Raw genomic sequence first — 25,950 nt, 5'->3', positions numbered from 1 at the left:
GGCCGTTATGCTGTCTTCTCAATTAGGAGGGAAAATATGATTGATTTGCTTCTCATTCATGGGACTGTGATAACCATGGATCAAAATAGACGAATTCTTCAAGATGGTGCCATCGCCATAAACCAAGGAAGAATTTTAGACGTTGATTTAACAGAAAAACTGAAATCGAAGTATGAGGCAAAAAAAGTTATTGATTGTAGCCATCAATGTATATTGCCTGGATTAATAGATGTTCATGGTCATGGGGGACATTCTATGTTTAAAACAATTGCTATGGAGAATATTGATTTTTGGATGCCTATTATGACAAACACGTATAAACATTTTGTAACAGATGACTTTTGGTACTACGAAGGAAAACTCTCCTCTCTAGAGAGATTAAAGGCTGGCGTGACAACAGGTGTAAGTGTTTTAGGCTCCATGCCACGATCCGATGATCCAATTTTCGCAATAAATCATGCGAAAGCGTACGCTGAAGTAGGTGTTAGAGAGGTTGTCTGCACGGGTCCTTGCAACCCTCCATGGCCTCATTCATTCAGCCGATGGATTGACGGAAAAAGAATTGTAAAGGAAGTTTCCTATGAAGAAGTATTAATGGGGGCAGAAGCTGTAATTGAAGCGTTGAATCATGCAAATGAAGACCGCACGAGAGCCTTTATTACACCATTTGTCATTGTTACGTCCGTTGATCCCTCCAATCCCACATCTCCTGACAGGCTTTATGGGTTAAATAATCATGATCTTTATCAAGCGAAAAAAATTAGAGAAATTGCCAGGAAATATGACACAAGGATACACTCTGATGCCTTTGGTGGGATGATTCATTTAGCGATACAGGATAAGGAAAATGCCTTGTTGGGTCCCGATGTCCATTTACAGCATTGTCGCGGTATTTCCTTTGATGAGGCAAGGATACTTGCAGAAACAGGTACTAATGTTAGTGCATCTCCTGGATTTGGGCAGGTTCATGCACGTACCCCCATAACTGAATTATTAGAAATGGGTGCAACTGTAGCAATCTCTACAGATGGGACTTCCCCTTCTACAAGTTTTGATATGTTTCAGGCAATGAGGAAAACACAGTTTGTTCACCAAGCAGCACTTAGAGACTATTATTATTTACCCCCTGGCAAGCTATTAGAAATGATTACGATAGATGCAGCGAAATGCATTGGCTGGGATGATGAAATAGGCTCCCTCGAGATTGGGAAAAAAGCGGATGTCATCACAGTCAATCTGCATCAGCCGCATCTGACTCCAGAATTCATGCATGTTCATAGACTTGTATTTCAAGCAGTGGCGAATGATGTGGAGCATGTCATTGTCGACGGCAAATTAATTATGGAAGGGCGAAATGTACGAACAGTTCATGAAAGTACAGTACTAAATGAGGCAAATGAAGAGGCGCTTTCAACGATAAAGCGTGCTGGACTCGAAAAATATATGCAGCCGACGAAATATTTCTGGGGACATGCCCGTGCATATGTAGATGAAAAGAGATATGACGAAAGAGAAAACACTGCTGCTATGTGGAAAGGAGAATAAGATGAAAATCAAACTTAAAGGAAGATACGTAATTGGTTATGATGGGTGCGACCATGTCATTTTGGAAAATGCGGAGATTGTTTATGAAAAAGACACGATTGTGTATGTTGGAAAAAATTATACTGAAGAAGTAGATGAGGTGATAGACGCTGGTAATGCTATCATTAGTCCTGGGTTTATAGATTTAAATGCATTAGGGGACATTGACCATGATATTTTACATTTAGAAGCTGGTTCTAATAGACAGAAAAACCTTCTCTGGTCAGAGCAATATATAGAAAGGGGACATCATGAATTAATGACCGAGGAAGAAGAGTCCTTTAAATCTTTATATGCTTATTCACAGCTCATTCTTCATGGGGTAACAACAGCCATGCCTATAACTTCTGTTTTTTATAAAGGCTGGGCTGAAACCTATGAAGAATTAGCATCTGCAGCGAAACATGCGGCTAGCTTAGGGTTAAGAATTTACCTAGGACCCAGTTATCAATCCGGGATTAGAGTCGTCCAGCCTGATGGAAATATAAAACTGCACTGGGATGAAAAAGCGGGGGAAGCTGGATTACAGAGAGCTGTAGAGTTTGTAGAAAAATTTGATGGAGCCTTTGAAGGATTGGTTAGAGGGATGCTTGCCCCAGAACGTATCGAGTCTCAAACTGAAGATAATTTGCTTCAGACAAAATATTACAGTGAAAAATTAGGGGTTCCCATAAAGCTTCATGCTGCACAAGGAAGTTTTGAGTTCAACACCATATTGGAAGAACATGGTGTAACACCTATTAGGTATTTGTACGATCTTGGTTTTCTGGGTCCAAGAACAGGGATACCGCATGCCCATTTTGTGTCAGGATATAGTGAAGCGAGATACGGCAAGGGTGATGACTTAGCGCTTCTAAAAGAAACAAATACAACAGTGATTCATTGCCCTCTAATTATCGGGAGGCATGGTTCAGCTTTAGAATCCTTTGCAAAATATAAAAGGTCAGGAATAAATATAGCGCTTGGAACGGATACCTTCCCTCCAGATATGTTTCAGAATGTTAGGACAGGGAGCATGCTCTCACGGCTGGTGGAAAAAGAGGTTGAAGGCTCTACGTATGCCGATCTCTTTCGGTCAGCCACTCTTGGTGCGGCTGCTTTCCTTGGGAGGAACGACCTCGGCCGTATTGCTGTAGGTGCAAAAGCAGATATTATTGCGATTGACTTAGACAGTTTTCATATGGGTGTAATAGATGATCCTATTCGAACCATGTTCGTTAGTGGATCTGGAAGAGACGTTAAATTATCTATCATTAATGGCAGGATAGTCATGGAAAATCAAAATATACCTAATCTTGATATGGAAGTAATCAAAGACAAGGGACAAAAATATTTTAACAAGATGAGAAGAGGATATATGGAAAGAGATTATCAGCAGCTTTCAGAGAAGGAATTGTTTCAGCCGTCGTTTAAGGTTGTAGAATCGATAGATCATACAGAAGCATGAACATTATTTTATTAAAAACAAGTAAAGAAAATGAAAAATATAGTAAAGATTTTCAAAATAAATTTTCTGAATATTTCCTATAATTAGATAAATGGTCACGGAAACAAAATAAAAGCAGGAGGTCGAAGTCCATGGGGTTAAAACGAGGTATAAGGAATTTTTTTCTGGTCATAATTGTGGCTATCGTAATTACTGGCTGTTCTTCTAATCATGACGTAAGCACAAAAGCAAGTGATCCGAACAAAGCATCAAAGGAAGGTGGAACCTTAGTTATTGCTCGTTTATCAGATGCTGAGAATTTGGATCAGCAATTTATGTCCACGATTAATGCCGCTAGTGTTACTCACCATAAAATCTATGAAGGGCTTGTGCAACGAGATAAAAATAGTGAGATACAGCCTATGCTAGCAGAAAAATGGAACCAGATAAATGACACAACCTGGGAATTTAAGCTTAGACATGATGTGAAGTTTCATGATGGCACACCATTTAATGCGGATGCAGTAAAAAAGACGTTTGACAGACTATTAGATCCGAATGTTGCTTCTCCTAGAGCCGTAGTATTTGATATGGTAAAAGAAGTGAAACCAGTTGATGAATATACCGTGCAATTCATTCTAAAGGAACCTTTTTCCCCACTGCTTTCTATCTTAGCGAATCATGAAGGAGGGATTATAAGTCCAAAAACTATTGAAAAGTATGGAAAAAAAATTATCCAAGAACCGAATGGAACCGGTCCTTTTGTTTTCGATTCATGGTCACCAGGCCAAGAAATTACATTGATGAAAAACAAAAATTATTGGGGAGACAAGCCAAAGGTAGACAAAGTTATCTTCAAGGTTGTCCCAGAAGACTCTACAAGAATATCTATGATAGAAACGGGAGAAGCGCATATTGCAGAACCTCTTCCTGTAGCTGTCATGGACCAGGTAGAATCCTCAGCGGCTATGGATGTTTACCGCAATGAAGGGTATGGTACCGAATATATAGGATTTAATGTCAATAAAGAACCGTTTAATGATGTCCGTGTCCGTAAAGCTATAGCCCATGCCATTGAAATGGATTCCATTATTAAGGGTGTCTTTAATAATGTGGGTGTAAAGGCAAATTCCTTAATGGGATCTAAGGTATTCGGGTACGACGCTGATCTAAAAACCTATGATTACAATCTTAAAGAAGCCAAGAAATTGATGGCTGATGCTGGTTATTCTAAAGGTCTTGATGCAACTATTCTAACAATGGATAGTAAAGAAAGAGTTAATTTGGCAGAAGTACTTCAATCCCAGTTAAAAGGTATCGGGATTAATATAAAGGTTCAGGTCATGGAGTACGGTTCGTTCGTTGAACAAGTAAATAAAGGGCAATCGGAAATGTTTATAATCAGTTGGAGAAATGCAACGGGAGATGCTGATTATAATCAATATAATCTTTTTCATACGGATTCACAGGGAGCGGCTGGAAATACCTTCTTTTACAGCAATCCAAAGGTTGATAATTTAATAGATGCTGCCCGTAAAGAAAAAGAGGAGGAAAAACGCAAAGATCTATACGCAGAGGCACAAGAGATTGAGCTGAGTGATACCCCATACATTCCTGTAAGGGTCATTGAAAATGTTGCTGCAGTCTCGAAAGAGGTAAAAGGGTTTTCAATCAGTCCTTCAGGCTATCTAGAGATTAATGACATAACATTAAAGTGATAATAATATATGAAGAAAGAGTTCATCCAGTCCAGGATGAGCTTTTTCGTTGGAGATGAAAAAGTAAAAATAACATAAAAATGAGTAAAAATCCTGAATTTATAAAATGTCCTTTAGAATTATAATGAAATAGATGCATGTTCAATCTGGAGTGGAAGGGTGAGTTTAATGTCACAATCGTATTGGTTAACGAATGTACGTTTGGAAAATGGATTTACTTATAATGAAAATGAAACGATTACTGGTACCGCAACCGGAAATTACCACGTTAGGATTGAAAGCGGAAAAATTTCTTCTATTATTTTAGCAAAGGAATCTATAACAGATCAAAACCCACAATATGATGTTCGTGGCCTTCTGATGGTCCCTTCGTTTAAAGAAATGCATATTCATATTGATAAAACTTACTATGGTGGTCCTTGGAAGGCTTGTATGCCAGCAATTAATGGTGTGAAAACCCGGATAGAAGAAGAACAGGTATTACTTCCTAAATTATTACCTACTGCCAAAGAAAGAGCAGAAAAAATGTTGGATTTATTATTGGACTTCGGATCTACTCATATACGCACCCATTGTAATGTAGACCCCGTTATAGGCTTGAAAAATTTAGAGGCTACATTACAAGCGCTAGAAGGATATAAAGATAAATTAACTCATGAAATAGTCGCATTTCCACAGCATGGACTATTACGCAGCAACTCCGTAGGGCTAATTAGGGAGGCCATGAAGAATGGGGCGAATCTTGTAGGGGGAGTGGACCCTGCCTCCATTGATGAAAATATAGAACGGTCTCTTGAAACAATCATGGATATTGCCGTTGAATCGAATTCCGATATTGATGTTCATTTACATGATCCAGATCAACTTGGACTCTTTACTATGCAACGCCTTGCTTCCATAACGGAAGACGCAGGATGGCAAGGAAGAGTAACTGTGAGCCACGCCAGCGGCTTGGCCGATCTTTCAGTTCCAGAAGCAACGAGTATAGCCGAAAGATTTTCGGAATTAGGAATATCCATTACATCGACAGTGCCTATTTTCAGAACGATCCCAATCCCTCTGTTACATGAAAAAGGCGTAAAAGTTGAATTGGGTAATGATAGCATTACTGATCATTGGACACCTTTTGGTATCGGGGACAATCTTGAAAAGGTCGGTCGCCTTGCAGAGAGATTTCGCATGATTGACGAAAGATCTTTAGCTCGTAGCCTACAATTCATTACAGGAGGAAAGACTCCATTAAACCAAGAAGGAGTCAAGACATGGCCTAATATTGGGGATGAAGCGAATATAGTTCTGGTTGAAGCCAGCTGTTCAGCAGAAGCGGTGGCTAGAAGGTCAAAACGTGCCGCTGTCATCTTTAGAGGGAATGTTGTAAGTGGATCTATTTCATCTTTTGAGACGACAGGTGTCTAATCTTCTATTAAAGAGAGTGATTTAATGTATAAAGCGTACTGGCTTACTAACGTTACACTTGATAGCGGATATGTATTTGAGAATGAAAGAATTGATGGAACAAAGACTGCCCTATACAATATCTTTATAAATGACGGGATCATTAAGGAAATTCAATTGGCTAATGTTCCTTTGCAAACTCATTTACCAGTTCAAGACGCAAGAAATTTACTTGCTCTTCCTGCTTTTAAAGAAATGCATAACCATCTTGACAAGACCTACTTAGGACTGCCATGGAAATCATGCACTCCGGTTCCGAATTTAATGGAGCGCTTAAACTTAGAAGCGGTGGAGCTCGCTGAACTCGCCGAAACAGGACAACACCGAGCTGAGCAGATGCTTCATCTTCTGTTAAAAGGTGGCGCCACACATGTCAGAACTCATGTTAATATTGACCCATACATTGGTTTGAAGAATTTAGAAGAAATTCAGAAAGCACTAGAGAGTTTTAAAGGGAAAATGACACACGAGATAGTGGCTTTTCCCCAACATGGGCTGCTAAGAACAAATTCAACTGCATTAATGAGACAGGCGATGAAAGAAGGAGCGTCCTTAGTGGGAGGCTTAGATCCTGGTGGAGTTGATAATAATATAGAGGCTTCACTATATGAAATGGTGGATTTAGCTGTTGAGTTTGATGCAGATATTGATATCCATATACATGATCCAGGTCATCTTGGATTTTATACAATCAAGAAACTGGCTTCTTTAATCGAAGAAGCAGGGTGGAAAAACAGAGTGGCTGTTAGTCATGCATTTGCAATTGGGGATGTCCCAATTGAAGAATCAAATGATCTGGCTAGTATTTTATCAAACTTAGGAATAGCCATCATGTCTACTGTTCCGATAAACCGGGTAATTCCCCCCATTGATTTACTTCATGAAAAGGGTGTACACGTAGCTCTTGGATGTGATGGTTTTTATGACTCCTGGTCTCCATTCGGTACAGGAGATATGCTTGAAAAGGCAGGTAGATTAGCTGAGAGGTACAACTGGAAGGATGAGTATGCACTGACTCAATCCCTCCAATTCATTACGGGCGGGGTTAAGACACTAAACGATGAAGGAAATCGTTTATGGCCGAATGTTGGAGATGATGCAAGTATGGTATTAGTAGATGCATCATGCTCTGCCGAGGCAGTTGCTAGAAGATCAAGGCGTGCTGCGGTTATCGTCAATGGAAATTTGGTTTACGGTGGACTCAACTGTGAATCTGCTTTGAAGGCAAATTGAATGTCTATTACAAGAAGGGATGAATGGCATGAATACAATCTTTTGGTTAAAGAATGCACGTTTAGAATGTGGTTACCAAAAAGAGAATGAAAGAGTTACAGGCACAATAACTGGGCTATTTCATCTGTTAATAGAGGATGGGAGGATCACGAAGATTGTCAAAGATGGGGAGCCCATTTCTAATGATGTACCGGTGGAAGATGCAAAAGGATTGCTAGTGCTTCCTTCCTTTATTGAAAAGCATGTACATCTTGATAAGACCCTAATGGGGGATGTATGGAGAGCATGTACCCCTTCTTCAAGTGTCACTGAACGCTTTGAAAATGAAAAAAAAGTGCTTCCTACTATAGCAACCAGCACACGTAAACGTGCTGAATCTTTACTTGAAATACTTTTAGCTTCTGGCTCTACTCATGTACGGACTCATGTTGATATTTACCCAGAAGTAAGATTGCAAAACCTAGAGCAAGTGCAACAGGCACTAGAAACCTATTCTAATAGACTCAGTTCAGAAATAGTCGCATTTGCGCAGCACGGATTGTTGCGATCAGGTTCTACAAAGCTTGTCAGAGAGGCATTGCGAAATGGAGCAGGAATAGTAGGGGCAGTCGACCCAGCCACAATCGATAACAATATTGAAGCCTCACTAGTACAATTAATAGATTTAGCAGTGGAAGCAAATGCTGATGTTGATCTGCATTTACATGACCCTGGTCACCTGGGAACGTTTACTATGAAACGGCTAGCGGCTCTTACTAAGGAAGCGGGCTGGGAAGGCAGAGTAGCTGTAAGCCATGCATTCGGTATAGGAGATGTTTCGAAAGAAGAAGCCTATGAGCTTGCTGATATTTTAAGGGATGCAGGGATTTCCATTGTTACCAGTGTACCTATTAACAGACAAATGCCTCCGGTTGATTTGTTACATGAAAGAGGGGTTGAGGTATCAGTAGGGAACGATAATATCTTTGATTTATGGTCACCTCTAGGAAATGGTGATATTCTAGAAAGAGCTGGACGGCTAGCAGAACGTTTCAAGTGGGTTGATGAAGTCTCTCTGTCCCAAACACTAAGGTATATAACTGGCGGCAAAACCCCGTTAGATAAAGATGGTAACCAGGTATGGCCAAAAGTAGGGGATGCTGCTAGCCTGGTGTTAATTGATGCCAGCTGTTCTGCTGAAGCAGTTGCAAGGCGCTCTGAGCGTAAAGCGGTATTTTACAAGGGAAATATAGTTTCCGGTTCACTATATCTGCAAAATCAATCAATTAACGTGTAATGCTAACCCAAAAAAAGGATCTCTGGACACGTCCAGATTTCCTTTTTCGTTTTGGTTAATGAAAGACAAAGAAAGCAGGCTGCTTAACATGATCGGGTCTTATTTACTATTGCTTATTTGTGTAATATGCTGGGGAAGTAATTTTGTTTTTGGGGCTATACTAGTCAAGGACTTCCCTCCTATGCTGCTTTCAGCAACAAGGTTATTATTTATCATTATCTTTATTGCCTTATACGCTTTAAAGAAGAAGAAATGGAATTCGATTCAAAAAAAGGACTGGTTAACAATGATTCTGCTAGGATTCATTGGAACGTTTATCAATCAATGGTCCTTTTATGCCGCTCTAGAAACAGCCCATCCGACAACTTCGGCATTAATACTTGCCCTGGCCCCTATTACTACAGCCCTTTTGGCTGCAGTTTTTCTGAGGGAAAGATTAACAAAGAGATTTTTATTAGGATCAATCGTTGCATTGGCAGGTGTTTTCTTAGTTATTGCAAGTGGTGGAACGCTCCATCTTTCAATTGGTCTAATTTGGATATTTCTTACGATGCTTTCTTTTTCCATATCCATTATCATGATTAGGAAGCTTACTGAGAGAAACCATTCCATTACTATAACTCTTTATTCAAACTTAATTGGATTTGGCGGTCTGTTGCCCATTGCTCTATTATCCGAGTCGCCCCAACAAATGAGCAGGGAGCCGTGGCCTTGGGTCCTTTTAATAGTAACCGCTATCATTATGCATGGAATTTGCACTTTAATCTGGAATAATCAAATTCAGATTGTAGGGGCATCTAAAGCATCTATGTTTCTTAACTTAGAGCCCTTTGTTGCCATGTTGGTCGGGTTGGTTGTGCTGAAAAATAGCGTCACACCATCACAACTATTCGGTGCGCTATTAATAATCATTGGTGTAGTCCTTTCAACTGCCTTTAAGGGGAAAAGAGTTATGGAGGAAGCCATATATTCGCAAGAAGCTTAGAAATTATCGTGTTCAAAGTTCAAAGGAGATGGAAACAATGCAAAGCTTGAGATCAACTGTGACTCTATTTTCTTCTTTTCAATGGCTGTTTTTTATTTTTGCAAATACCGTAGTAGTGCCCATTTCAATCGGAGCTGCCTTTCATCTTCCCTCTGATGTTACGGAAATGACCATGAGAAGCTCGCTTATTTTCACAGGGGTTGCTTGTGTTATACAGGGTTGGAAGGGACATAAGTATCCAATTATGGAAGGGCACTCTGGTCTATTGTGGGGAGTGATGTTGAATTTGGGATTATCTGCACCATCACTAGGGCTCGGTTATGCCGAAATAGGAGGAGGAATAGCTACAGGACTACTTGCAGCTGGTGTCGTGACCCTAATTATTTCTGCCTTTAACCTGATTTCTTATGTCCAGAATATTTTCACCCCCATGGTCATGACCGTTTACTTATTCCTTCTGACATTTCAGCTCATTTTCGTCTTTTTTAAAGGGATGCTGGGAATTACAGAGGAAGGGGAAATTAACATCCCTGTCAGTTTCCTATCATTAGGAATTGTCATTTTAGTAAGTATATTAAAGTTAAAAGGATCCAGAAATATTAGCAATTTCTCTATTTTGATCGGAATTATTGTGGGTTGGATTTTTCACTCGTTGCTATTTCCAAATACTGGTTCTGAAATGGGGTCAACAAGTGTCTCTTTTTCATTTTTCCCTTTAGGTGTTCCAAACCTGGAATTCGGTATAATAGCGATTGCTTTTTTTGCAGGATTACTGAATTTGTGTAACACATTCGCTTCCATTCAAGCCGCATCCGAGCTAATGGGAGATGATGCTAGCCACAAGCAATATAGAAATTCTTTATTTATGACTGGCGGTTTTACCATTTTCGCTCCGGTACTGGGCCTTGTTCCGTATACGCCTTTTACCTCATCCATCGGATTTTTGCAAAGTACTCAAATCTATGAGCGGAGGCCTTTTCTAATTGGAGGCATGTTGTTGACCATAATTGGACTCATTCCTCCTTTTATCTCTTTCCTGGCCACCATGCCAATAACCGTCGGGAACGCTGTATTGTTTGTTGCTTACCTTCAACTGTTTGGAACGGCTTTCAATAGCGTCAAGGGTCAGCATTTTACTTCAGACACGATATTTAGGCTTGCAGTACCTGTATTGATTGGAGTGAGTTTGATGAACATCTTGCCCAACGCATTTGCGAACGTTCCCATGCTTTTACAGCCCTTTTTAACAAATGGGCTCATAATGGGAGTATTAATATCGATAGTGTTAGAAAAATCGGTAAACTGGAAGAGTTATGAACAACTACAGAACTAATTGGAATACTTGTAAGACAAATAATTAAAGAATTACATATGCATGAAAACCAGAAGGGTGTTGGGGAACCTTCTGGTTTTTTTGATTGTGTTTAAGGTTTAACAATTTTATAGCATAAACTTGTGCGGTTTGAGACATCAAACTTTCTATAAAGATTTTGCAAATGTCTTTTTACTGTATTAACACTAATAAATAGCTCGCTGGCAATGGTGATATTGGTATGCCCTTTTAGAAGCAGTTGTAATATTTCTGCTTCTTTTAATGTTAAATCTGGTTGTCTGAGATCTTGAGAACTAGCAAGAATCTTATTTTTCACAGGATTAATTAGGTTTTCTTTGGAAACGCTTACAAAAGAACGAGGGAACTCGCTTGTTTGTTGCGATAAGAACCTAGAAATAACCTCTAAACACATAATATCGGACGTACTAAAAGGCTTCTCCTTTTTGGATCTAACGAAGTTCACAACACCTTTAATACTGTTTCTATCATATAAAAAAACACCTACATCATAATAAAATCCATATTTTAACATGAAATCATTGTAGTATACACTTTTTTCATATAATTCAGGCGGAAGTAAATCAAGGTTTTTTATAACCGTTTGTTTACTTGCTTTTTGCATATTATATTTTGGGACTAGCAAATCTAATTGATAAAAGTTATTAAGATAATCATCCACAACATATTTATCTATATTTAACGTAATAGGTTCGAACAAGTCATTATTATCATCACATAACCAAAAAATAGATTGGCAGTAACCAAATAAATTTTCAAAGGTCTGTAGTACTTTTTCACGGAAATTTTCATTTGAAAAAGTTATTTCATCCATAAAAGATAAAATTTTTTTGTAGCTGGGGTTAGACATATCCTTCATAGGCTTTCCTCCATGTTAACTTTTTTTTGATTATATAACATTATTTAATAAAATGAATTACTTTTTGATATAAAATGACCCATTTGGGTAATAGTAAATTTTTTGATTTTTCTGGATAATATAAAATACTTACACGTAATTACAATGTAATAGTTAATAATTTTTTAAAATTAATCTAAGGAGATGAAAGAAACGGAAGTGTGTAAGGTAGGAAAATAAACACCTCCTTATCAAAACTGAATAAGTGGATGCGTAGTACACTTTTAAGTTATTGATTTAAGGTTAATTGAAGGAGAGTAATGTTTATTTATATAACGTTTTTGTAACGGCTGTAAAATTTTTGATATATTTATGTGTTTTTTAGAGTTACTAATTACTCTATCTCTTGAAAAAAATCAATAAAATAATGGAAGAGGTATGCTTTCATGTACAATTCAGAAATTGAAACGCTAACTCGTGCTGAAATAGAAGCACTATAAATGAGCAGACTTCAGACTACATTAAGACATATCTATCTGAATATAGAGTTTATCGAACGAAGTTTAAAGAGCTAGGGATTATTCCTGATGACATTCAATTTTAATTGATGTTACAAAACAGCTATTTACCAAAAAACAAGACTTAAGAGTTCATTATCCATCTTTAAAAATCATAAAAATGTAATCGCTTTCCAATGCTGCGTGCAAACAAAGTTAGGAGCTTTTAGCTTATCGTTTACTCAAGATATGCATCACATAGGGAAACTTAGCAACCTATGTTTTTCAAAATTGTATGGTTAGTAATTTCAAAGTTTCATCAAAAAAATAAATAAGAGGTGGAGAAATGAAAAAATATCAACTATTTATCGATGGAAAATGGACAGATTCACTCTCAGGGGAAACGTTTGAAACGATTAATCCTGGCACAGGAGAAGTTCATGCCCTTGTTTCACAAGGGGGCGAGGAAGATTTAAACCATGCAGTTAAAGCAGCTCGAAAAGCGTTCGAATCCGGACCATGGGCGACTATGTCTCCAAGTGACCGAGGTAGACTTCTGTATAAAGCAGCTCAGAAAATGTGGGAGAATTCAGACTTTTTAGCGGAAGTAGAATCAAAAGATAATGGTTTACCAATCAATGAAACCAAGCATATAGCTCTTCCTTCTACCATAGATGTACTGGAGTTCTATGCAGGACTTGCAAATAAGGTTCAGGGTGATACATTAGCATCGCCTCACAATCGTTTCAACTACACACTAAAAGAACCATTAGGTGTAATTGGCGCCATTGTCCCTTGGAACTTTCCTTTAATGCTGACGATGTGGAAATTAGCTCCTGCTTTAGCTGCTGGAAATACAATTGTTATTAAGCCAGCAAAAGAAACATCAACAAGTATTTTAGAACTGGCTAAACTGTTCCAAGAAGTCGGTATTCCTGATGGGGTGATTAATATTGTACCCGGTCCAGGTTCAACCGTGGGATTTGCTTTAGCTTCTCATCCCGACGTCGATAAAATTGCTTTTACGGGGTCAACGGACACGGGTCGCTTAATCATGCAAGCAGCTACAAAAAACTTGAAACCAGTTTCGTTAGAACTGGGAGGGAAATCACCTAACATTGTATTTGACGATGCCACCCTTGAAGATGCAGTTAATGGAGCGATGTTTGGCATTTACTTTGCACAAGGCCAAGTTTGTGCTTCTGGTTCTCGTTTATTTGTCCAAGAAAGTATTTATGATAAATTTATGGATCTATTTGCTAGTAAAGTACAATCAATACGAGTAGGAAATCCCCTTGAAGCGACAACACAGATGGGTCCACAAGTTTCAGCACAACAGTTAAAAACGATTGAAAAGTATGTAGCGGTTGGTCTTGAAGAAGGTGCGGAATTAGTGACTGGTGGCCAAAGAGGCAATAAAAATGGATATTATTTCACACCTACCATCTTTGGAGATGTAACCAACGAAATGACGATTGCTCGTGAAGAGATATTTGGACCGGTTGTGTCGGTTATCCGCTTCAAAGATGAAGAGGATGCTCTACGACAAGCAAATGATACTATTTACGGTTTAGCCTCAGGGATATGGACCAATGACTTAAAAAGAGCTCATCGTATGGCACGTGGTATCCAAGCAGGAACTGTCTATGTGAATACGTACAGTATGCTAGATAGTACAACTCCTTTTGGAGGAATGAAGCAAAGTGGATTTGGTAGAGAGTTAGGGGTACAAGCCATGGATATGTATACACACTCAAAGAGTGTATGGATTGATTTAGCTGAAAAAGGTTTAAATTGGTACGGTGGCTAAGACTATTATTTAGCTAATGAAAGTTAAAAATAAAAAATGAAAGGAAACATTCTATGAAAACAAAGCAAAGAACTTTCAAAGCAGCAATTATTGTAATGACTGCACTAACTTTCATATTCTCTCCTTATTCACTAATTCATAAAAACAATGCTTCTGCTCATGGCGGTGAAGTGGAATTAATTAAGTTAGAAACAGCTTTAGACGGTACAGGTGCAACTGTTAAATCTGATTTTTGGAGTTTTTTTACAAAAAAAATTACCATCGAAAAAGATGATACGGTCATAAAAATAAAACCTGATTCTGATAAAGCGTATATTAATGGAAAAGCGATTACACTTGAATCAAACGTGATAGAAAAAGATGAGAAAATCTACGTAACTGATCATTTTGTGAATGAAGTTCTCCCTGACATCAAGCAAACAGCTAAAATAAAAGAAGCTTATCATCCTTTAGATCCTTTAACTCCTAAAGAAATTAAAGCGGTGGTTAATGTAATCAAAGAGGCAGGGAAATATAAAGATACTCTTCGTTTTACAGAAATTACACTGAAGCTTCCCGAAAAAAAGAAAGTGTGGGAGTGGGAGTACGATAAAGAGAAAAAAGACAACGCATTTACAAGAGAAGCAGAGTTCATTGCATTGAATGGCAAACAAGTTATTGAGGGTGAAGTGAATATATCATCAAAAAAACTAGTTTCATGGAATGAAATGGACGGCGTTCATGGCATGTTTATTCTGGATGATTTTGCTACTGTTCAAGGAGCCATTGAAGCAAGTGAAGAATATGCAAAAGCGCTAAAAAAGCGGGGGATAGATGACCCTAAAAAGGTCGTCGCGACCCCGTTAACAGTAGGTTATTTCGATGGTGAAGATAAATTGGAACATGATAAGCGTCTATTGAAAATAGTATCTTATTTGGATACTGGTGATGGGAATTTTTGGGCGCATCCAATTGAAAATCTGGTCGCTGTTGTAGATCTTGAAAAGAAAGCGGTTATTAAAGTAGAAGATGAAGGTGTCATTCCAATCCCGATGCAATTAAACGCATATGATGGTAGAGATTATGAGAAGAAGTCCGATGTAAAACCGCTTAATATTACCGAGCCTGAAGGCAAGAACTATGAAATAAAAGGAAATACGATTAGCTGGCAAAATTGGGATTTCCACTTGCGATTGGATACGCGGGTAGGACCTGTGTTATCAACTGTTACTTATGATGACCAAGGGAAAAAAAGAAAAATTATGTATGAAGGATCGCTGGGTGGGATGATAGTTCCTTACGGAGATCCGGACGTTGGCTGGTACTTCAAGTCCTATTTAGACGCTGGTGAATATGGAATGGGTACATTAACTGCACCGCTAGAACTTGGAGCTGACGTACCAGAAAACGCCGTGCTGCTAGATGCAACAATTGCAGATAATTCGGGCAATCCTTACGTTATTAAAAATGCCATTGCTGTATTTGAACAATATGCGGGGCCAGAATATAAACATGCCGACCTTGCGACATTTAAAGAAGAAAATCAAAGCCGTGAACGCCGTGAATTAGTGGTTCGCTGGGTTAGTACAATAGGAAACTATGATTATATCTTTGATTGGAAGTTATCACAAAATGGAATAATTAATATTGATGTAGGAGCATCCGGTATTGAAGCAGTAAAAGGTGTTAAATCAAAAACAATGCATGACAAAACTGCAAAAGAGGATACAAAATATGGTACTTTGCTTGATAATAACATTGTCGGAACAACTCACCAGCACATTTACAATTTCAGGCTTGACCTAGATGTTGATGGCGAGAGTAATTCCCTAATGGAAATTAATCCAAAAGTAGAAAAAAATCAAGAGGGCGGTCCACGCAAAAGTGTTATGGTAACAGAAGAAAAAACAGTAAAGACGGAGCAAGAGTCGATTCAAAAATTTGATTCTTCCACTATTCGACTGTTCAGTAATCTTAACAAGGAGAATAAGGTAGGAAATCCTGTCTCCTATCAAATCATCCCTTTTGCAGGAGGCACCCACCCGATTGCCAAAGGAGCCTTATTTAGTGATGATGACTGGCTTTTCAAACGAGTTAACTTCATGGATAAGCAGTTGTGGGTCACAAATTATGACCCGGATGAGCGATATCCGGAAGGTAAATATCCGAACCGCAGCAAAACCGATACAGGATTAGGAAAATATTCGGCAGACAACGGTTCCATTGAAAATACAGATAATGTGGTATGGATGACTACAGGTGCAACTCATATAGCACGAGCTGAAGAATGGCCAATGATGCCAACAGAATGGGTACACGCCATGTTAAAACCGTGGAATTTCTTTGATCGTACTCCAACATTAGATTTACCAAAAGAAAATTCAAAATGATTAAATAAAGTCCTTGCATAAGTTAGTGCAAGGGCTTTATTTTGGTCCGAAGCGAGATTGAATTCATACATAAATTGTTTTGAGTACCATCATTATTCATAGATGAAAAGGATATTGAGATTCTATGTTTCTAACTTGCACCAGAGCGATTTTCGAGTTGATAAGCTAAGTCCCTACTCTAGGCTTGCTAACTTAGTCCCAGCTTTTTTAGCTTTGTCTCTAAGTTTTCATTTGTACTAAGCCACGTATTAATAAAGTGATTATCCCTGTTTCCTCTTGAACCGTTTTATAAAGATTCAATAAAAATAGGCTTTTGAATCAGTAACAATCCCCATTCCCCTTACATATTTTGTTGGAGGGAGTACACGACGTGGATTCCCAGACAATTTCGGTCCGATTTTCTTTCCTGTTATTAAGTACTAAGCATTACCTTATTAATGAATATATGGAGGTTATATAAATGTATGAGTTTCAAAATCAATTGCAAATGTTGAATGTTGACGATTTTCAGGTAAGCCAGCCAATTCTTTGGGATCAAAACCAGTTCCAGCAACCGTATTCTGCGGACGATTCTCGACTCATTGGTTTCGGTTTTGGTTGTTTTGGATGTCTTGGTTGCTTTATTGGGGGCTGTGGGTTCGGTCGTTGCGGTGGTTGCGGTGGTTGCGGTTTTCGTTGCGGCGGTTGCGGTCGTTGCGGCGGCTGCGGACGTTGCGGTCGTTAAGAGTTCAGGTTTTCTAAAGAGAAGGAGATGTCCCTGCATTGATGTTGCAGGGACTTTTCTTTGAAAGAATAGACATAAGAGACAAATTGTCATACATAGGATTAAAGTGAAGTGCTGAAGCAGAACTAGAAAAGCTTCGGGTTAGGAGGACCGGAATGGAAAATATGACCCCTTCTATGCGTCTGAAAGTGAAAAGGGACACGTTTTTTCTCCCTGAACCAAACAGAGGTGTGTATTTCAGGAATAACATAAGTTCGTTCCGTATGGAGGGCAGTACGATTGTTCCGTGGATTGAAAAGCTATTACCGATGTTCAATGGGGACCATACATTGAGTGAATTGACTGAAGGATTGCCAGGTCCGTACCGAAATCGAGTGTTCGAAATTGCAGAGGTTTTATATAAAAACGGGTTTGTTCGGGATGTAAGTCAAGATCGACCGCATGAACTGTCGGAACAGGTTCTTAAAAAGTATGATTCTCAAATAGAGTTTTTGGACAGTTTTGGGGGTTCGGGCACATACCGTTTTCAAGGCTTTCGCCAAGTAAAAGTATTGGCTATTGGTTCTGGTTCCTTTTTTATTTCGTTGGTTTCTGCATTAATGGAAGCTGGATTACCCACATTCCATGTTTTCATTACAGACTCGGTACCAACTGATAGACAGCGGTTGAAGGAGCTCGTGGCACATGCACGGAAGACAGACTCCGATGTAGCCGTAGATGAGGTCCAGCTGGAGAGAGAGGGCGGTTCTTCTTGGCAAGAGATTGTACAGCCGTTTGATTCGATATTGTATGTGTCACAAGAAGGTGCTGTAGAGGAATTACAAGAACTTCATTCGGTTTGTAGGCAAGAGAAAAAAATGTTTCTCCCTGCAATAAGTCTAAATCAAGTAGGATTGGCAGGCCCGCTGGTGAATCCGGATTCTATTGCGTGTTGGGAGTCTTCATGGCGTCGAATACACGAGTCTGTACTGAGTAAAAATCAGCATGTCACCGCCTTTTCATCCACAGCAGGAGCGATGTTGGCCAATGTGATGGTATTTGAATTTTTTAAAGAAACGACAGAAGTGAACGAATCGAGGCAAAATAATCAATTCTACCTGCTTAATATGGAAACATTGGAGGGAAACTGGCATTCGTTCATGCCTCACCCGCTGGTGATTGGAAATACGGCAGCAAAATGGGTTCAGGATTTCGGTCAGCGTCTCGAACAGAAATTGGGTAGCGATGAGCAGGGGAAATTATTTTTGGGTTTCAGCAGATTGACATCGGTACAGTCAGGAATTTTCCATCGTTGGGATGAGGGAGATCTTAAGCAGTTGCCGCTGGCTCAATGCCGAGTTCAGGTGGCTGATCCATTGTCAGAGGGACCATGCGAGCTGCAGCCAGAAATAATCTGTTCCGATTTGACGCATGAAGAAGCAAGGAGGGAAGCGGGCCTTGTAGGGATTGAAGCGTATGTGTCCCCAACAGTCAAACAGCTCGTAACGACTTTATCGCCGTTCCAGGGAGTAGAGAAAGTGCAGGGGTTTGTCGGTATTGGTGCAGGGGAAACGTTCGCGGAATGCATGTGCCGAGGATTGCAAAGGTGTTTAGATGATGAGTTAAACAAGCAGCCATTCAATCAAGAGAATATTGTTGCCAAGGTGAAGTTGGACGCGGTAAAAGATGAACGCTGCCGGTATTTCTTGCAGGCACTGACCACGCTGCAAGGTGAACCAATCATTGGCTTAGGAGGGGAAATATCCGGTTTCCCTGTGGTATGGGTCTTTTCGGGTGATGACTGGTCTGGTTCTGTCGGTTTGAATATAACAATGGCATTGCGAAATGCGTTACAGCAGGCCGTTACGAAAGCCCAAAATCAAACAGTTTGCCCCACAACGGAAGAGGTAGAAGGTTCACGCTTGCTTCAGGAAGGCAAACCGCCGCTAAAGCTTGTGATTCCTGCGTACGAGGTGACAGCGCATTCTGAGGTTTTTCAGTCTGCCATGCAAGTTTTGGAAAGGAATAAAAAGCGAATCTGTGTTTTCGAACTAGAGTTGGAATCGTTTTTGAAAGAAGAACTGGCAGGGGTGTTTGGGGTGTTGTTGCGAGAGGAGGAATCAGGGTGAAAGCTGGCGTATTGGTTGTCGGAGAAGGAGTGTTGGCTGACCATGTTTATGGAGACCTGTCCGGCCAATACCAGGTCACTCACCAAACCGATTTCGAGGCAGGAATACCGCAAACGACTGCTATGGTTCTGGTGTTACAAGATGCTTGGAATCCTATTGCCCATCAAAAGGCAGAAGAGATGTTACGGCCAACGGGCATTCCTTGGCTGCGGGGCTTCGTTTCATTTGGAGAAGGAATAATCGGTCCGCTGGTACGCCCGGACACTCAGGGGTGTTCTCAGTGTGCAGATTTAAGGCATCTCATGGCAGGACGTGATCGTAAAGAGATGTGGGAAATTCGCAAGCAGTTACAAGAAAAAGGAGGAATACAGCGTGATGTGGCGGCATCACGTACAGGACTTATGCAGATGGCTCACCTGATAGGCGCCGAGGTAGGGAGGGTAATGAAAGGTGATCACCCTCATTCGGAAGGAAGGGTTGCATTAATCAACCTGAAAACACTGAATAGTTCATGGCATTCTTTTTTACCTGATCCGCTGTGTGCAGTTTGCAGCGAATTACCTGAAGACTCGCCAGAACTGGCTCGTATTTCATTACAATCAAGTCCGAAAATCAGTCCCGACAGTTACCGCTGTCGTTCGATGGAGGATTTGAGTAAAGTATTAGCCAAAGATTATTTGGACCACCGCATGGGATTTTTGAATAATAAAATGTATGATCTTGTGCCTCCATTTGCTGATGTAAGTGTTAATCTGCCTTTGTTCATTGGAGATGAGGGAGCTGCAGGTCGGACTCTCTCATACGCCGTAAGTGAGATGACGGCTATATTGGAGGGCTTGGAAAGGTATTGTGGGATGGAGCCCCGTGGCAAACGGACAGTAATCCATGACAGCTATCGTAATTTGAAAGATCATGCACTTAATCCTACCAAGGTAGGCGTACACGCCAAGGAACAATATGCAAAGTCTGATTTTCCGTTTCCACCGTTTAATCCTGATCGCTCAATAGATTGGGTATGGGGCCATTCATTTCTGCAGGAGCGTCCGATCCTTGTTCCGGAGTTACTTTCTTATTACAGCTTAGGCTGCGGGGAAGGATTTGTTTATGAAACCTCCAATGGCTGCGCTTTAGGTGGAAGTTTGGAGGAGGCTATTTTCTACGGCATTATGGAAGTGGTGGAGCGTGATTCGTTTCTGTTGACTTGGTACGCGCAGTTGTCTCTCCCGCGTCTTGACCCTTATTCTGCAAATGACAAAGAACTGGAGTTGATGATTGACCGGGCAAGGGCTGCGGCGGGATATGATATTTATTTGTATAATTCGACAATGGAACACGGCATTCCAAGCGTATGGGCGATGGCGAAAAACAGGAAGCAAAAAGGCTTGAATATCATATGTGCGGCCGGAGCTCATCTTGATCCGATAAGGGCGGTGAAAAGCGCAGTTTTCGAGTTGGCTGGCATGATGCTGACTCTTGACGAGAAAATGGAGGAGGACCAAGAGGAGATTGAAAAAATGCTGCATGATTCCTCGCTGGTGCAGAAGATGGATGATCATGGAATGCTGTATGGCTTGCTACAAGCTGAAGAACGCTTGCAGTTCTTATTGGATGATAATCGTCCATTGAGAACATTTGATGAGGAATTCAAGCAAAAGGCGAATCATCCAGATTTGACTGATGATTTGCAAGATATTCTTCAAGAATTTCGCCGATTGAAACTTGAGGTGATTGTGGTAGATCAGACGACTCCGGAAATCAAACGAAACGGATTACATTGCGTAAAGGTGCTGATTCCAGGAATGCTGCCGATGACATTCGGACATCATCTTACCCGTACAACTGGGCTGGAGAGGGTATTGAAGGTTCCAATGGAACTCGGATATGCAAAACAACCGCTAAAACCTGAACAGCTCAACCCACATCCGCACCCGTTTCCCTAAGCGGTGACTAGGAGGTAGGAGGATGAGTCTAGACACATTTCTTCACAATCTACATTTTGACGTTGAGAAGGCAAGTCCACCAGATTGGGTGGTGGATTGGAATGATGCACCGCTTACGTATAAGCTCTACCGTGATAGACCAGTGTTTCCTTTATCCATGGAGGTGCCGCTGACGCTTGAAGAAGGGGCAACGCCTTCGATCCCTGACTGCGATAGAATCGGTCATTTTCTCTGGTATGTATTCGGACTTACACAAGTAAGTCAGACTTTGGGTTCTGCAGATCAGGCGGATCTCATGCAATCCTTTCGGCGTTTTGCTCCTTCAGGAGGAGCGTTGTATCCAAACGAATTATACGTGTATTTGAAGATGGAGAAGTTGCCTGCAGGTGTGTACCATTATGATGTGGCACATCATCGATTGGTGTTGTTGCGCGAAGGCAATTTTGATGAATATTTAAAACAGGCTCTTGGGAATCGGTGTGACATCTCATCCTGTTTTGGCACTGTTTTTGTATCGACCATGTTTTGGAAAAATTTCTATAAATACAATAATTTTTCATACCGTCTGCAAGGATTGGATGCTGGAGTGCTGATTGGACAGTTGCTAGAAGTGGCAAAACGGTTTGGCTTTACATCCATGGTATACTTCCAATTTTTAGATCGTGCCATCAATCATTTGCTTGGGTTATCCGAAGAAGAAGAGAGCACGTATGCGGTGATTCCCTTATCTGTGGAACCGATTCACTCGTTTGCAAATGTAGGCAACACAGGCGGGTTTGTCTCTTCAAAAGAATTATACAGGGAATTGACAACGATTCAGTGTAATCACTATGTTCGGTCACTGAAGATTAAAGAGTATCCGATGTTAACCAAAATGAATGCAGCATCCATGATGGAGTCAACAGAGTCGTTTCGACCAATGAAAGCAATGAAAGGTAGGAATTGTGAGGGAATCGAGATCGATCTGCCATCTACGAAGCGATTGTCGTATGATTTGGCTTCGGTTTGCCGAAAGCGATTTTCACCGGAAATGGATTTCGTTTTGGGAAAGGTAAGTCAAACACAACTAGCCACACTTCTTCAGGAGGCGACGGCTTCCTTTTCCTATCGAAATGATTTGGATGAAACAGATACAAAGCAAAATCCGCGTGTTTCCTTGTATGGCTGTTTATATAATGTAGAAGACATACCTGATGGAGCTTATCAATATGACAGCATGGATCATGTGTTACGTCAGATACAGCCCGGAGATCATCGGATTCCGTTGCAATACGGAATGTCGCTGGATAATGTGAATTTGCAGCAAATACCGCTCTGCCTTCATGTAGCGGGTAATAAGGATCACTACAAACCGGAACTAGGTTATAGAGGATATCGAATCCAGCAAATGGAAGCAGGTATGCTCGTACAACGATTACTTATAGCGGCTTCAGCACTCGGGATGAATGGTCACCCCCTACTCGGATTTGATGTGAACGTGTGTGATGACATTTACAAGATGGAAAATCACGGAAAAACAAGCCTCATCCAAATTCCAATCGGTCCCTATCGACAGCGCCCATGGCTGAAAGGAAGTTTGCGTAGTTAATAGAATGTATCATTCTTAATAAGCTAAAGCCTCCATTCCTTTTAAGGGATAGAGGCCATTTTTTGTTTTGGGAGGGAAATCCAATGAGTTTGGGAAAATGGATGAAATTTGAAAAATGTTTCGAACTTCTATCCCAAGGGTGCAATAATCTTGATAGAGGATTATACTAACATAAATGGTTTTTCCATTTAAGGGAATAAAGAGGGATTTAGTACGCTTTTAACTAAACGATTTTAAAGGATGTAGCTTATGGAATGGAGAACGGATAGGAAATCCAAGGAGCCTTTATATAAACAAATAGCTGGTTATATTGAGAGTGGTATTGCTGATGGGACATTTTTACTAGATAAGCCATTACCTTCTGAGCGCTTCTTGGCACATGAACTGGGGGTTAACAGAAGTACAGTTGTAGCAGCTTATGATGAATTGGAAGCAAATGGGCTGGTTGAACGAAAAAAAGGAAGCGGAACGATGATCAGCAAGGATATATGGGGAATCAACAGAAAACGTATACCTAGTTGGAATAGATATATCGAAGCTGGTTCATTTTTACCCAATTTGCCGGTAACCCAAAGAATACGTAAAGAAACGGAAGGGCATAACCTTATAAACTTAGCTAGTGGAGAGGTATCAGAAGACTTATTTCCAGTCGAATCCTTACGTGAAATCATTTCGAATAGGTCTTTTATTGGTAGTTTAGGTTATGATCATCCCCAGGGTAATGCGATTTTAAGGGACACAATAACCAATCATGTTAAACAGTATAGAAGAATTGATACTCATCCATCTTCCATACTAATTACTTCTGGTGCACAACAAGCCATACATCTCGTTGTCCAATGCTTGTTAAAACCAGGCGATGCCGTTGCGTTGGAAGATCCATCATACAGTTACAACCTTCCCATTTTTCAATCCGCAGGACTAAGAACATTTCTTTTACCAGTTGATAAGGATGGCATCAACCCAGAGGATTTACTAGCACTACATAAAAAACATCGAATCAGGATGATATTTTTGAACCCTGTTTTTCAAAACCCAACAGGAACTGTACTTCATATCAACCGTCGTAAAAGGATTCTAGAGCTTTCATCCGAATATGGCATACCGGTTATAGAAGACGATCCTTATAGTTTAACTTCCTTTACTGGGGAGGAAATCTCTACTCTAAAATCGATGGACAACAACGGAAATGTTTTATATATAAGCTCTTTGTCAAAAATTGTTGCTTCTGGTTTAAGAATTGGCTGGATTATAGGACCGAAATCAGTAATAGAGAGGCTCTCTGATGCTAAGCAACAGGTTGACTTCGGCCATGGCTCATTCACTCAATGGATAGCAAACGATTTTCTTGAATCAGAGCATTTCCCTACTCATATTACCTACTTAAGAGAGCAGCTAGAAAGAAGAAGGGATGCAATGGTGTCGAGTCTTCAACAATTTCTAAATAACAAAGTTGAGTATTATTCGCCAAATGGTGGTATTCATTTGTGGTGTAAGTTGAAAGTACAATTAAACGAAATAAAATTACTAGAGGAGTCTATCAAAAGAGGAGTCATTTACGTTCCCGGTTCAACATTGGGAACAAACAAGGAATATATTCGCTTTACCTTTGCGAGAGAAAACGAGGAATCCATTCAAGAAGGGATCAAAAGATTTGCAGATGCTGTAAGGAGCTTATAGCTGTGTGCTCAAATACTCTCGAGTGAATCATGACAAAGTCATGATTCTTTTTTTGTCTTTTCAAAGAAGTAAGTTAGGTTAGAGGTGCCACAAGCCGTGGTATCTTAGCCGTTCCTTCAGAGGTGCTTTTACCTTTTTATGTATATTAATAAAAGAGTTCAACAAGTGGAGGGTGGAAATATTACAAGATTGGATGGTCATAAATTCGGTCGTTCTTTTATTATAGAGAAGTAGGGCTCATTCTAAAATATATACACCGTAAAAGCTAAGAGCTTGTAAATTATTTCATATACACTGAATGTTTTATGTTATTTATAAATGATCAAATTTTAAAGAAAATATAACAAAGGTATTGTTGCACTTTAGTAGAGGAGGTACAGGGATGGAGAACAAAGAGAATGTCCGAGTAGCTGTTGTCCAGGCTGCTTCCGTCATAATGGATAAAAAGGCAAGTGTGAAAAAAGCCATTGATCTTATTCACGAGGCTGCAAGTAAAGGAGCTAATATAGTCGTTTTCCCGGAAGCGTTCATCCCTGCGTATCCAAGAGGGCTTTCATTCGGAACAAAAATTGGCAGCCGTTCTCAATCAGGAAGAGAGGATTGGTATCGTTATTGGGATAATTCTATACTTGTACCAGGGGAAGAAACGAATTTATTATGTTCAGCTGCCCGTAAAGCTAATATTTATCTTGTTATTGGAGTAATAGAAAGGGATTCTGAGAATAGCGGTGGAACTCTCTATTGCACAGTGCTTTTTATTGGTCCGGACGGATTGATTTTAGGAAAACATCGTAAACTTAAACCTACGGCCTCAGAAAGAATTGTATGGGGCGAAGGAGATGGTAGCACTTTACCTGTTTTTGATACTCCATATGGAAAGATTGGGGCGCTTATTTGTTGGGAAAATTATATGCCATTAGCAAGGAGCGCCATGTATGCACAGGGCATACAACTTTATATTGCTCCAACAGCTGATTCAAGGGACTCCTGGCAATCTACTATTCGTCATATTGCTATGGAAGGAAGGTGCTTTGTTTTGTCATGTAATCAATATGTAACAAAGGATATGTATCCTAAGGACTTGGCCTGCTATGATGAATTAGAGACTTCCCCCAATGAAATGTGCCGGGGAGGAAGCGCAATTATTAATCCTTTTGGTGAATATGTCTATGAACCAGTGTATGGTGAAGAAGCAATACTAATTAGTGATTTGAACCTTAAACAAATAGCATACAGCCAATTTGACTTTGATCCAGTTGGTCATTACAGCAGACCTGATATATTTACATTACACATCAATAATGAGAATCGGAATAATGTCAAATGGTTAAAGGATATAAATACTAATAATATTGGAGGCGTATGACG

At 40.0% G+C, this 25,950-nt stretch carries 17 protein-coding genes; 16 read left to right on the top strand and 1 reads right to left on the bottom strand.

Annotation, left to right across the window (positions count from 1 at the left end; genetic code table 11):
- The first annotated feature begins 36 nt into the window (after positions 1-36).
- The 8 genes from AKG34_RS19990 to AKG34_RS19955 all read left to right on the top strand — a co-directional run bounded on the left by AKG34_RS19990 (position 37) and on the right by AKG34_RS19955 (position 11,010).
- Positions 37-1,545 (top strand): amidohydrolase family protein, encoded by a 1,509-nt coding sequence (locus tag AKG34_RS19990; RefSeq protein ID WP_053347723.1) that lies wholly within the window; start codon positions 37-39, stop codon positions 1,543-1,545.
- Between the two features lies 1 nt (position 1,546).
- Positions 1,547-3,031, top strand: coding sequence for an amidohydrolase family protein (locus AKG34_RS19985; protein WP_053347722.1), 1,485 nt, complete (start codon positions 1,547-1,549; stop codon positions 3,029-3,031).
- 131 nt (positions 3,032-3,162) lie between these two features.
- Positions 3,163-4,728 (top strand): glutathione ABC transporter substrate-binding protein, encoded by a 1,566-nt coding sequence (locus tag AKG34_RS19980; protein ID WP_053347721.1) that lies wholly within the window; start codon positions 3,163-3,165, stop codon positions 4,726-4,728.
- 168 nt (positions 4,729-4,896) lie between these two features.
- Entirely contained in the window at positions 4,897-6,144 is a 1,248-nt protein-coding gene (locus tag AKG34_RS19975; RefSeq protein WP_083450856.1) for an amidohydrolase family protein, read from the top strand.
- 24 nt (positions 6,145-6,168) lie between these two features.
- Positions 6,169-7,416 (top strand): amidohydrolase family protein, encoded by a 1,248-nt coding sequence (locus AKG34_RS19970; protein ID WP_053347719.1) that lies wholly within the window; start codon positions 6,169-6,171, stop codon positions 7,414-7,416.
- 28 nt (positions 7,417-7,444) lie between these two features.
- Positions 7,445-8,692 carry an amidohydrolase gene (locus tag AKG34_RS19965; RefSeq protein ID WP_053347718.1) on the top strand — a complete coding sequence of 416 codons (1,248 nt, stop codon included), beginning with the start codon at positions 7,445-7,447 and terminating at the stop codon, positions 8,690-8,692.
- Between the two features lie 88 nt (positions 8,693-8,780).
- On the top strand, positions 8,781-9,677 hold the full coding sequence (locus tag AKG34_RS19960) for a DMT family transporter (RefSeq protein WP_053347717.1): 897 nt from the start codon (positions 8,781-8,783) through the stop codon (positions 9,675-9,677).
- 37 nt (positions 9,678-9,714) lie between these two features.
- Positions 9,715-11,010 (top strand): uracil/xanthine transporter, encoded by a 1,296-nt coding sequence (locus tag AKG34_RS19955; protein WP_053347716.1) that lies wholly within the window; start codon positions 9,715-9,717, stop codon positions 11,008-11,010.
- Between the two features lie 91 nt (positions 11,011-11,101).
- On the opposite strand, the gene AKG34_RS19950 is transcribed toward AKG34_RS19955, so the two are convergent.
- Positions 11,102-11,887 carry a LuxR family transcriptional regulator gene (locus AKG34_RS19950; protein WP_053347715.1) on the bottom strand — a complete coding sequence of 262 codons (786 nt, stop codon included), beginning with the start codon at positions 11,885-11,887 and terminating at the stop codon, positions 11,102-11,104.
- 822 nt (positions 11,888-12,709) lie between these two features.
- Between AKG34_RS19950 and AKG34_RS19945 the strand changes: the two genes are divergently transcribed.
- From AKG34_RS19945 to AKG34_RS19910, 8 genes are all read left to right on the top strand, one after another.
- Positions 12,710-14,173: an aldehyde dehydrogenase family protein gene (locus tag AKG34_RS19945; protein ID WP_053347714.1), complete on the top strand. Its 1,464-nt coding sequence runs from the start codon at positions 12,710-12,712 to the stop codon at positions 14,171-14,173.
- Positions 14,174-14,226: 53 nt separating this feature from the next.
- Positions 14,227-16,542, top strand: coding sequence for a copper amine oxidase (locus AKG34_RS19940; protein WP_053347713.1), 2,316 nt, complete (start codon positions 14,227-14,229; stop codon positions 16,540-16,542).
- A 460-nt stretch (positions 16,543-17,002) separates the two neighbouring features.
- The gene (locus tag AKG34_RS19935; protein ID WP_053347712.1) at positions 17,003-17,266 is read left to right on the top strand and encodes a heterocycloanthracin/sonorensin family bacteriocin; all 264 of its coding nucleotides are present in this window, start codon (positions 17,003-17,005) and stop codon (positions 17,264-17,266) included.
- A gap of 155 nt (positions 17,267-17,421) precedes the next feature.
- Positions 17,422-19,374, top strand: coding sequence for a putative thiazole-containing bacteriocin maturation protein (locus AKG34_RS19930; RefSeq protein ID WP_053347711.1), 1,953 nt, complete (start codon positions 17,422-17,424; stop codon positions 19,372-19,374).
- Positions 19,371-21,314 (top strand): TOMM precursor leader peptide-binding protein, encoded by a 1,944-nt coding sequence (locus AKG34_RS19925; RefSeq protein ID WP_053347710.1) that lies wholly within the window; start codon positions 19,371-19,373, stop codon positions 21,312-21,314. Before AKG34_RS19930 ends, AKG34_RS19925 begins: the two co-directional genes overlap by 4 nt.
- A gap of 22 nt (positions 21,315-21,336) precedes the next feature.
- A complete protein-coding gene (locus AKG34_RS19920) occupies positions 21,337-22,902 on the top strand; it encodes a SagB family peptide dehydrogenase (RefSeq protein WP_053347709.1) in 1,566 nt (521 codons plus the stop codon).
- 249 nt (positions 22,903-23,151) lie between these two features.
- Complete coding sequence (pdxR, locus tag AKG34_RS19915; RefSeq protein WP_053347708.1) at positions 23,152-24,582, top strand: MocR-like pyridoxine biosynthesis transcription factor PdxR; 1,431 nt, start codon at positions 23,152-23,154, stop codon at positions 24,580-24,582.
- 382 nt (positions 24,583-24,964) lie between these two features.
- Entirely contained in the window at positions 24,965-25,948 is a 984-nt protein-coding gene (locus AKG34_RS19910; RefSeq protein WP_053347707.1) for a carbon-nitrogen hydrolase family protein, read from the top strand.
- The last annotated feature ends 2 nt before the right edge of the window (positions 25,949-25,950 follow it).

This window comes from Peribacillus butanolivorans (genome assembly GCF_001273755.1).
In the GTDB taxonomy this organism is placed as follows: domain Bacteria; phylum Bacillota; class Bacilli; order Bacillales; family DSM-1321; genus Peribacillus; species Peribacillus butanolivorans.
Note: the sequence above shows the minus strand (reverse complement) of the source record. Positions and strands in the feature narration are given on the sequence as shown.

Excerpts from the sequence above, each read along its gene's own strand:
- AKG34_RS19985 (WP_053347722.1), top strand. The coding sequence starts at position 1,547 with ATGAAAATCAAACTTAAAGGAAGATACGTAATTGGTTATGATGGGTGC.
- AKG34_RS19965 (WP_053347718.1), top strand. The coding sequence starts at position 7,445 with ATGAATACAATCTTTTGGTTAAAGAATGCACGTTTAGAATGTGGTTAC.
- pdxR (WP_053347708.1), top strand. The coding sequence starts at position 23,152 with ATGGAATGGAGAACGGATAGGAAATCCAAGGAGCCTTTATATAAACAA.
- AKG34_RS19970 (WP_053347719.1), top strand. The coding sequence starts at position 6,169 with ATGTATAAAGCGTACTGGCTTACTAACGTTACACTTGATAGCGGATAT.
- AKG34_RS19910 (WP_053347707.1), top strand. The coding sequence starts at position 24,965 with ATGGAGAACAAAGAGAATGTCCGAGTAGCTGTTGTCCAGGCTGCTTCC.
- AKG34_RS19950 (WP_053347715.1), bottom strand. The coding sequence starts at position 11,887 with ATGAAGGATATGTCTAACCCCAGCTACAAAAAAATTTTATCTTTTATG.
- AKG34_RS19975 (WP_083450856.1), top strand. The coding sequence starts at position 4,897 with ATGTCACAATCGTATTGGTTAACGAATGTACGTTTGGAAAATGGATTT.
- AKG34_RS19930 (WP_053347711.1), top strand. The coding sequence starts at position 17,422 with ATGGAAAATATGACCCCTTCTATGCGTCTGAAAGTGAAAAGGGACACG.
- AKG34_RS19990 (WP_053347723.1), top strand. The coding sequence starts at position 37 with ATGATTGATTTGCTTCTCATTCATGGGACTGTGATAACCATGGATCAA.
- AKG34_RS19940 (WP_053347713.1), top strand. The coding sequence starts at position 14,227 with ATGAAAACAAAGCAAAGAACTTTCAAAGCAGCAATTATTGTAATGACT.
- AKG34_RS19935 (WP_053347712.1), top strand. The coding sequence starts at position 17,003 with ATGTATGAGTTTCAAAATCAATTGCAAATGTTGAATGTTGACGATTTT.
- AKG34_RS19960 (WP_053347717.1), top strand. The coding sequence starts at position 8,781 with ATGATCGGGTCTTATTTACTATTGCTTATTTGTGTAATATGCTGGGGA.
- AKG34_RS19955 (WP_053347716.1), top strand. The coding sequence starts at position 9,715 with ATGCAAAGCTTGAGATCAACTGTGACTCTATTTTCTTCTTTTCAATGG.
- AKG34_RS19945 (WP_053347714.1), top strand. The coding sequence starts at position 12,710 with ATGAAAAAATATCAACTATTTATCGATGGAAAATGGACAGATTCACTC.
- AKG34_RS19920 (WP_053347709.1), top strand. The coding sequence starts at position 21,337 with ATGAGTCTAGACACATTTCTTCACAATCTACATTTTGACGTTGAGAAG.
- AKG34_RS19980 (WP_053347721.1), top strand. The coding sequence starts at position 3,163 with ATGGGGTTAAAACGAGGTATAAGGAATTTTTTTCTGGTCATAATTGTG.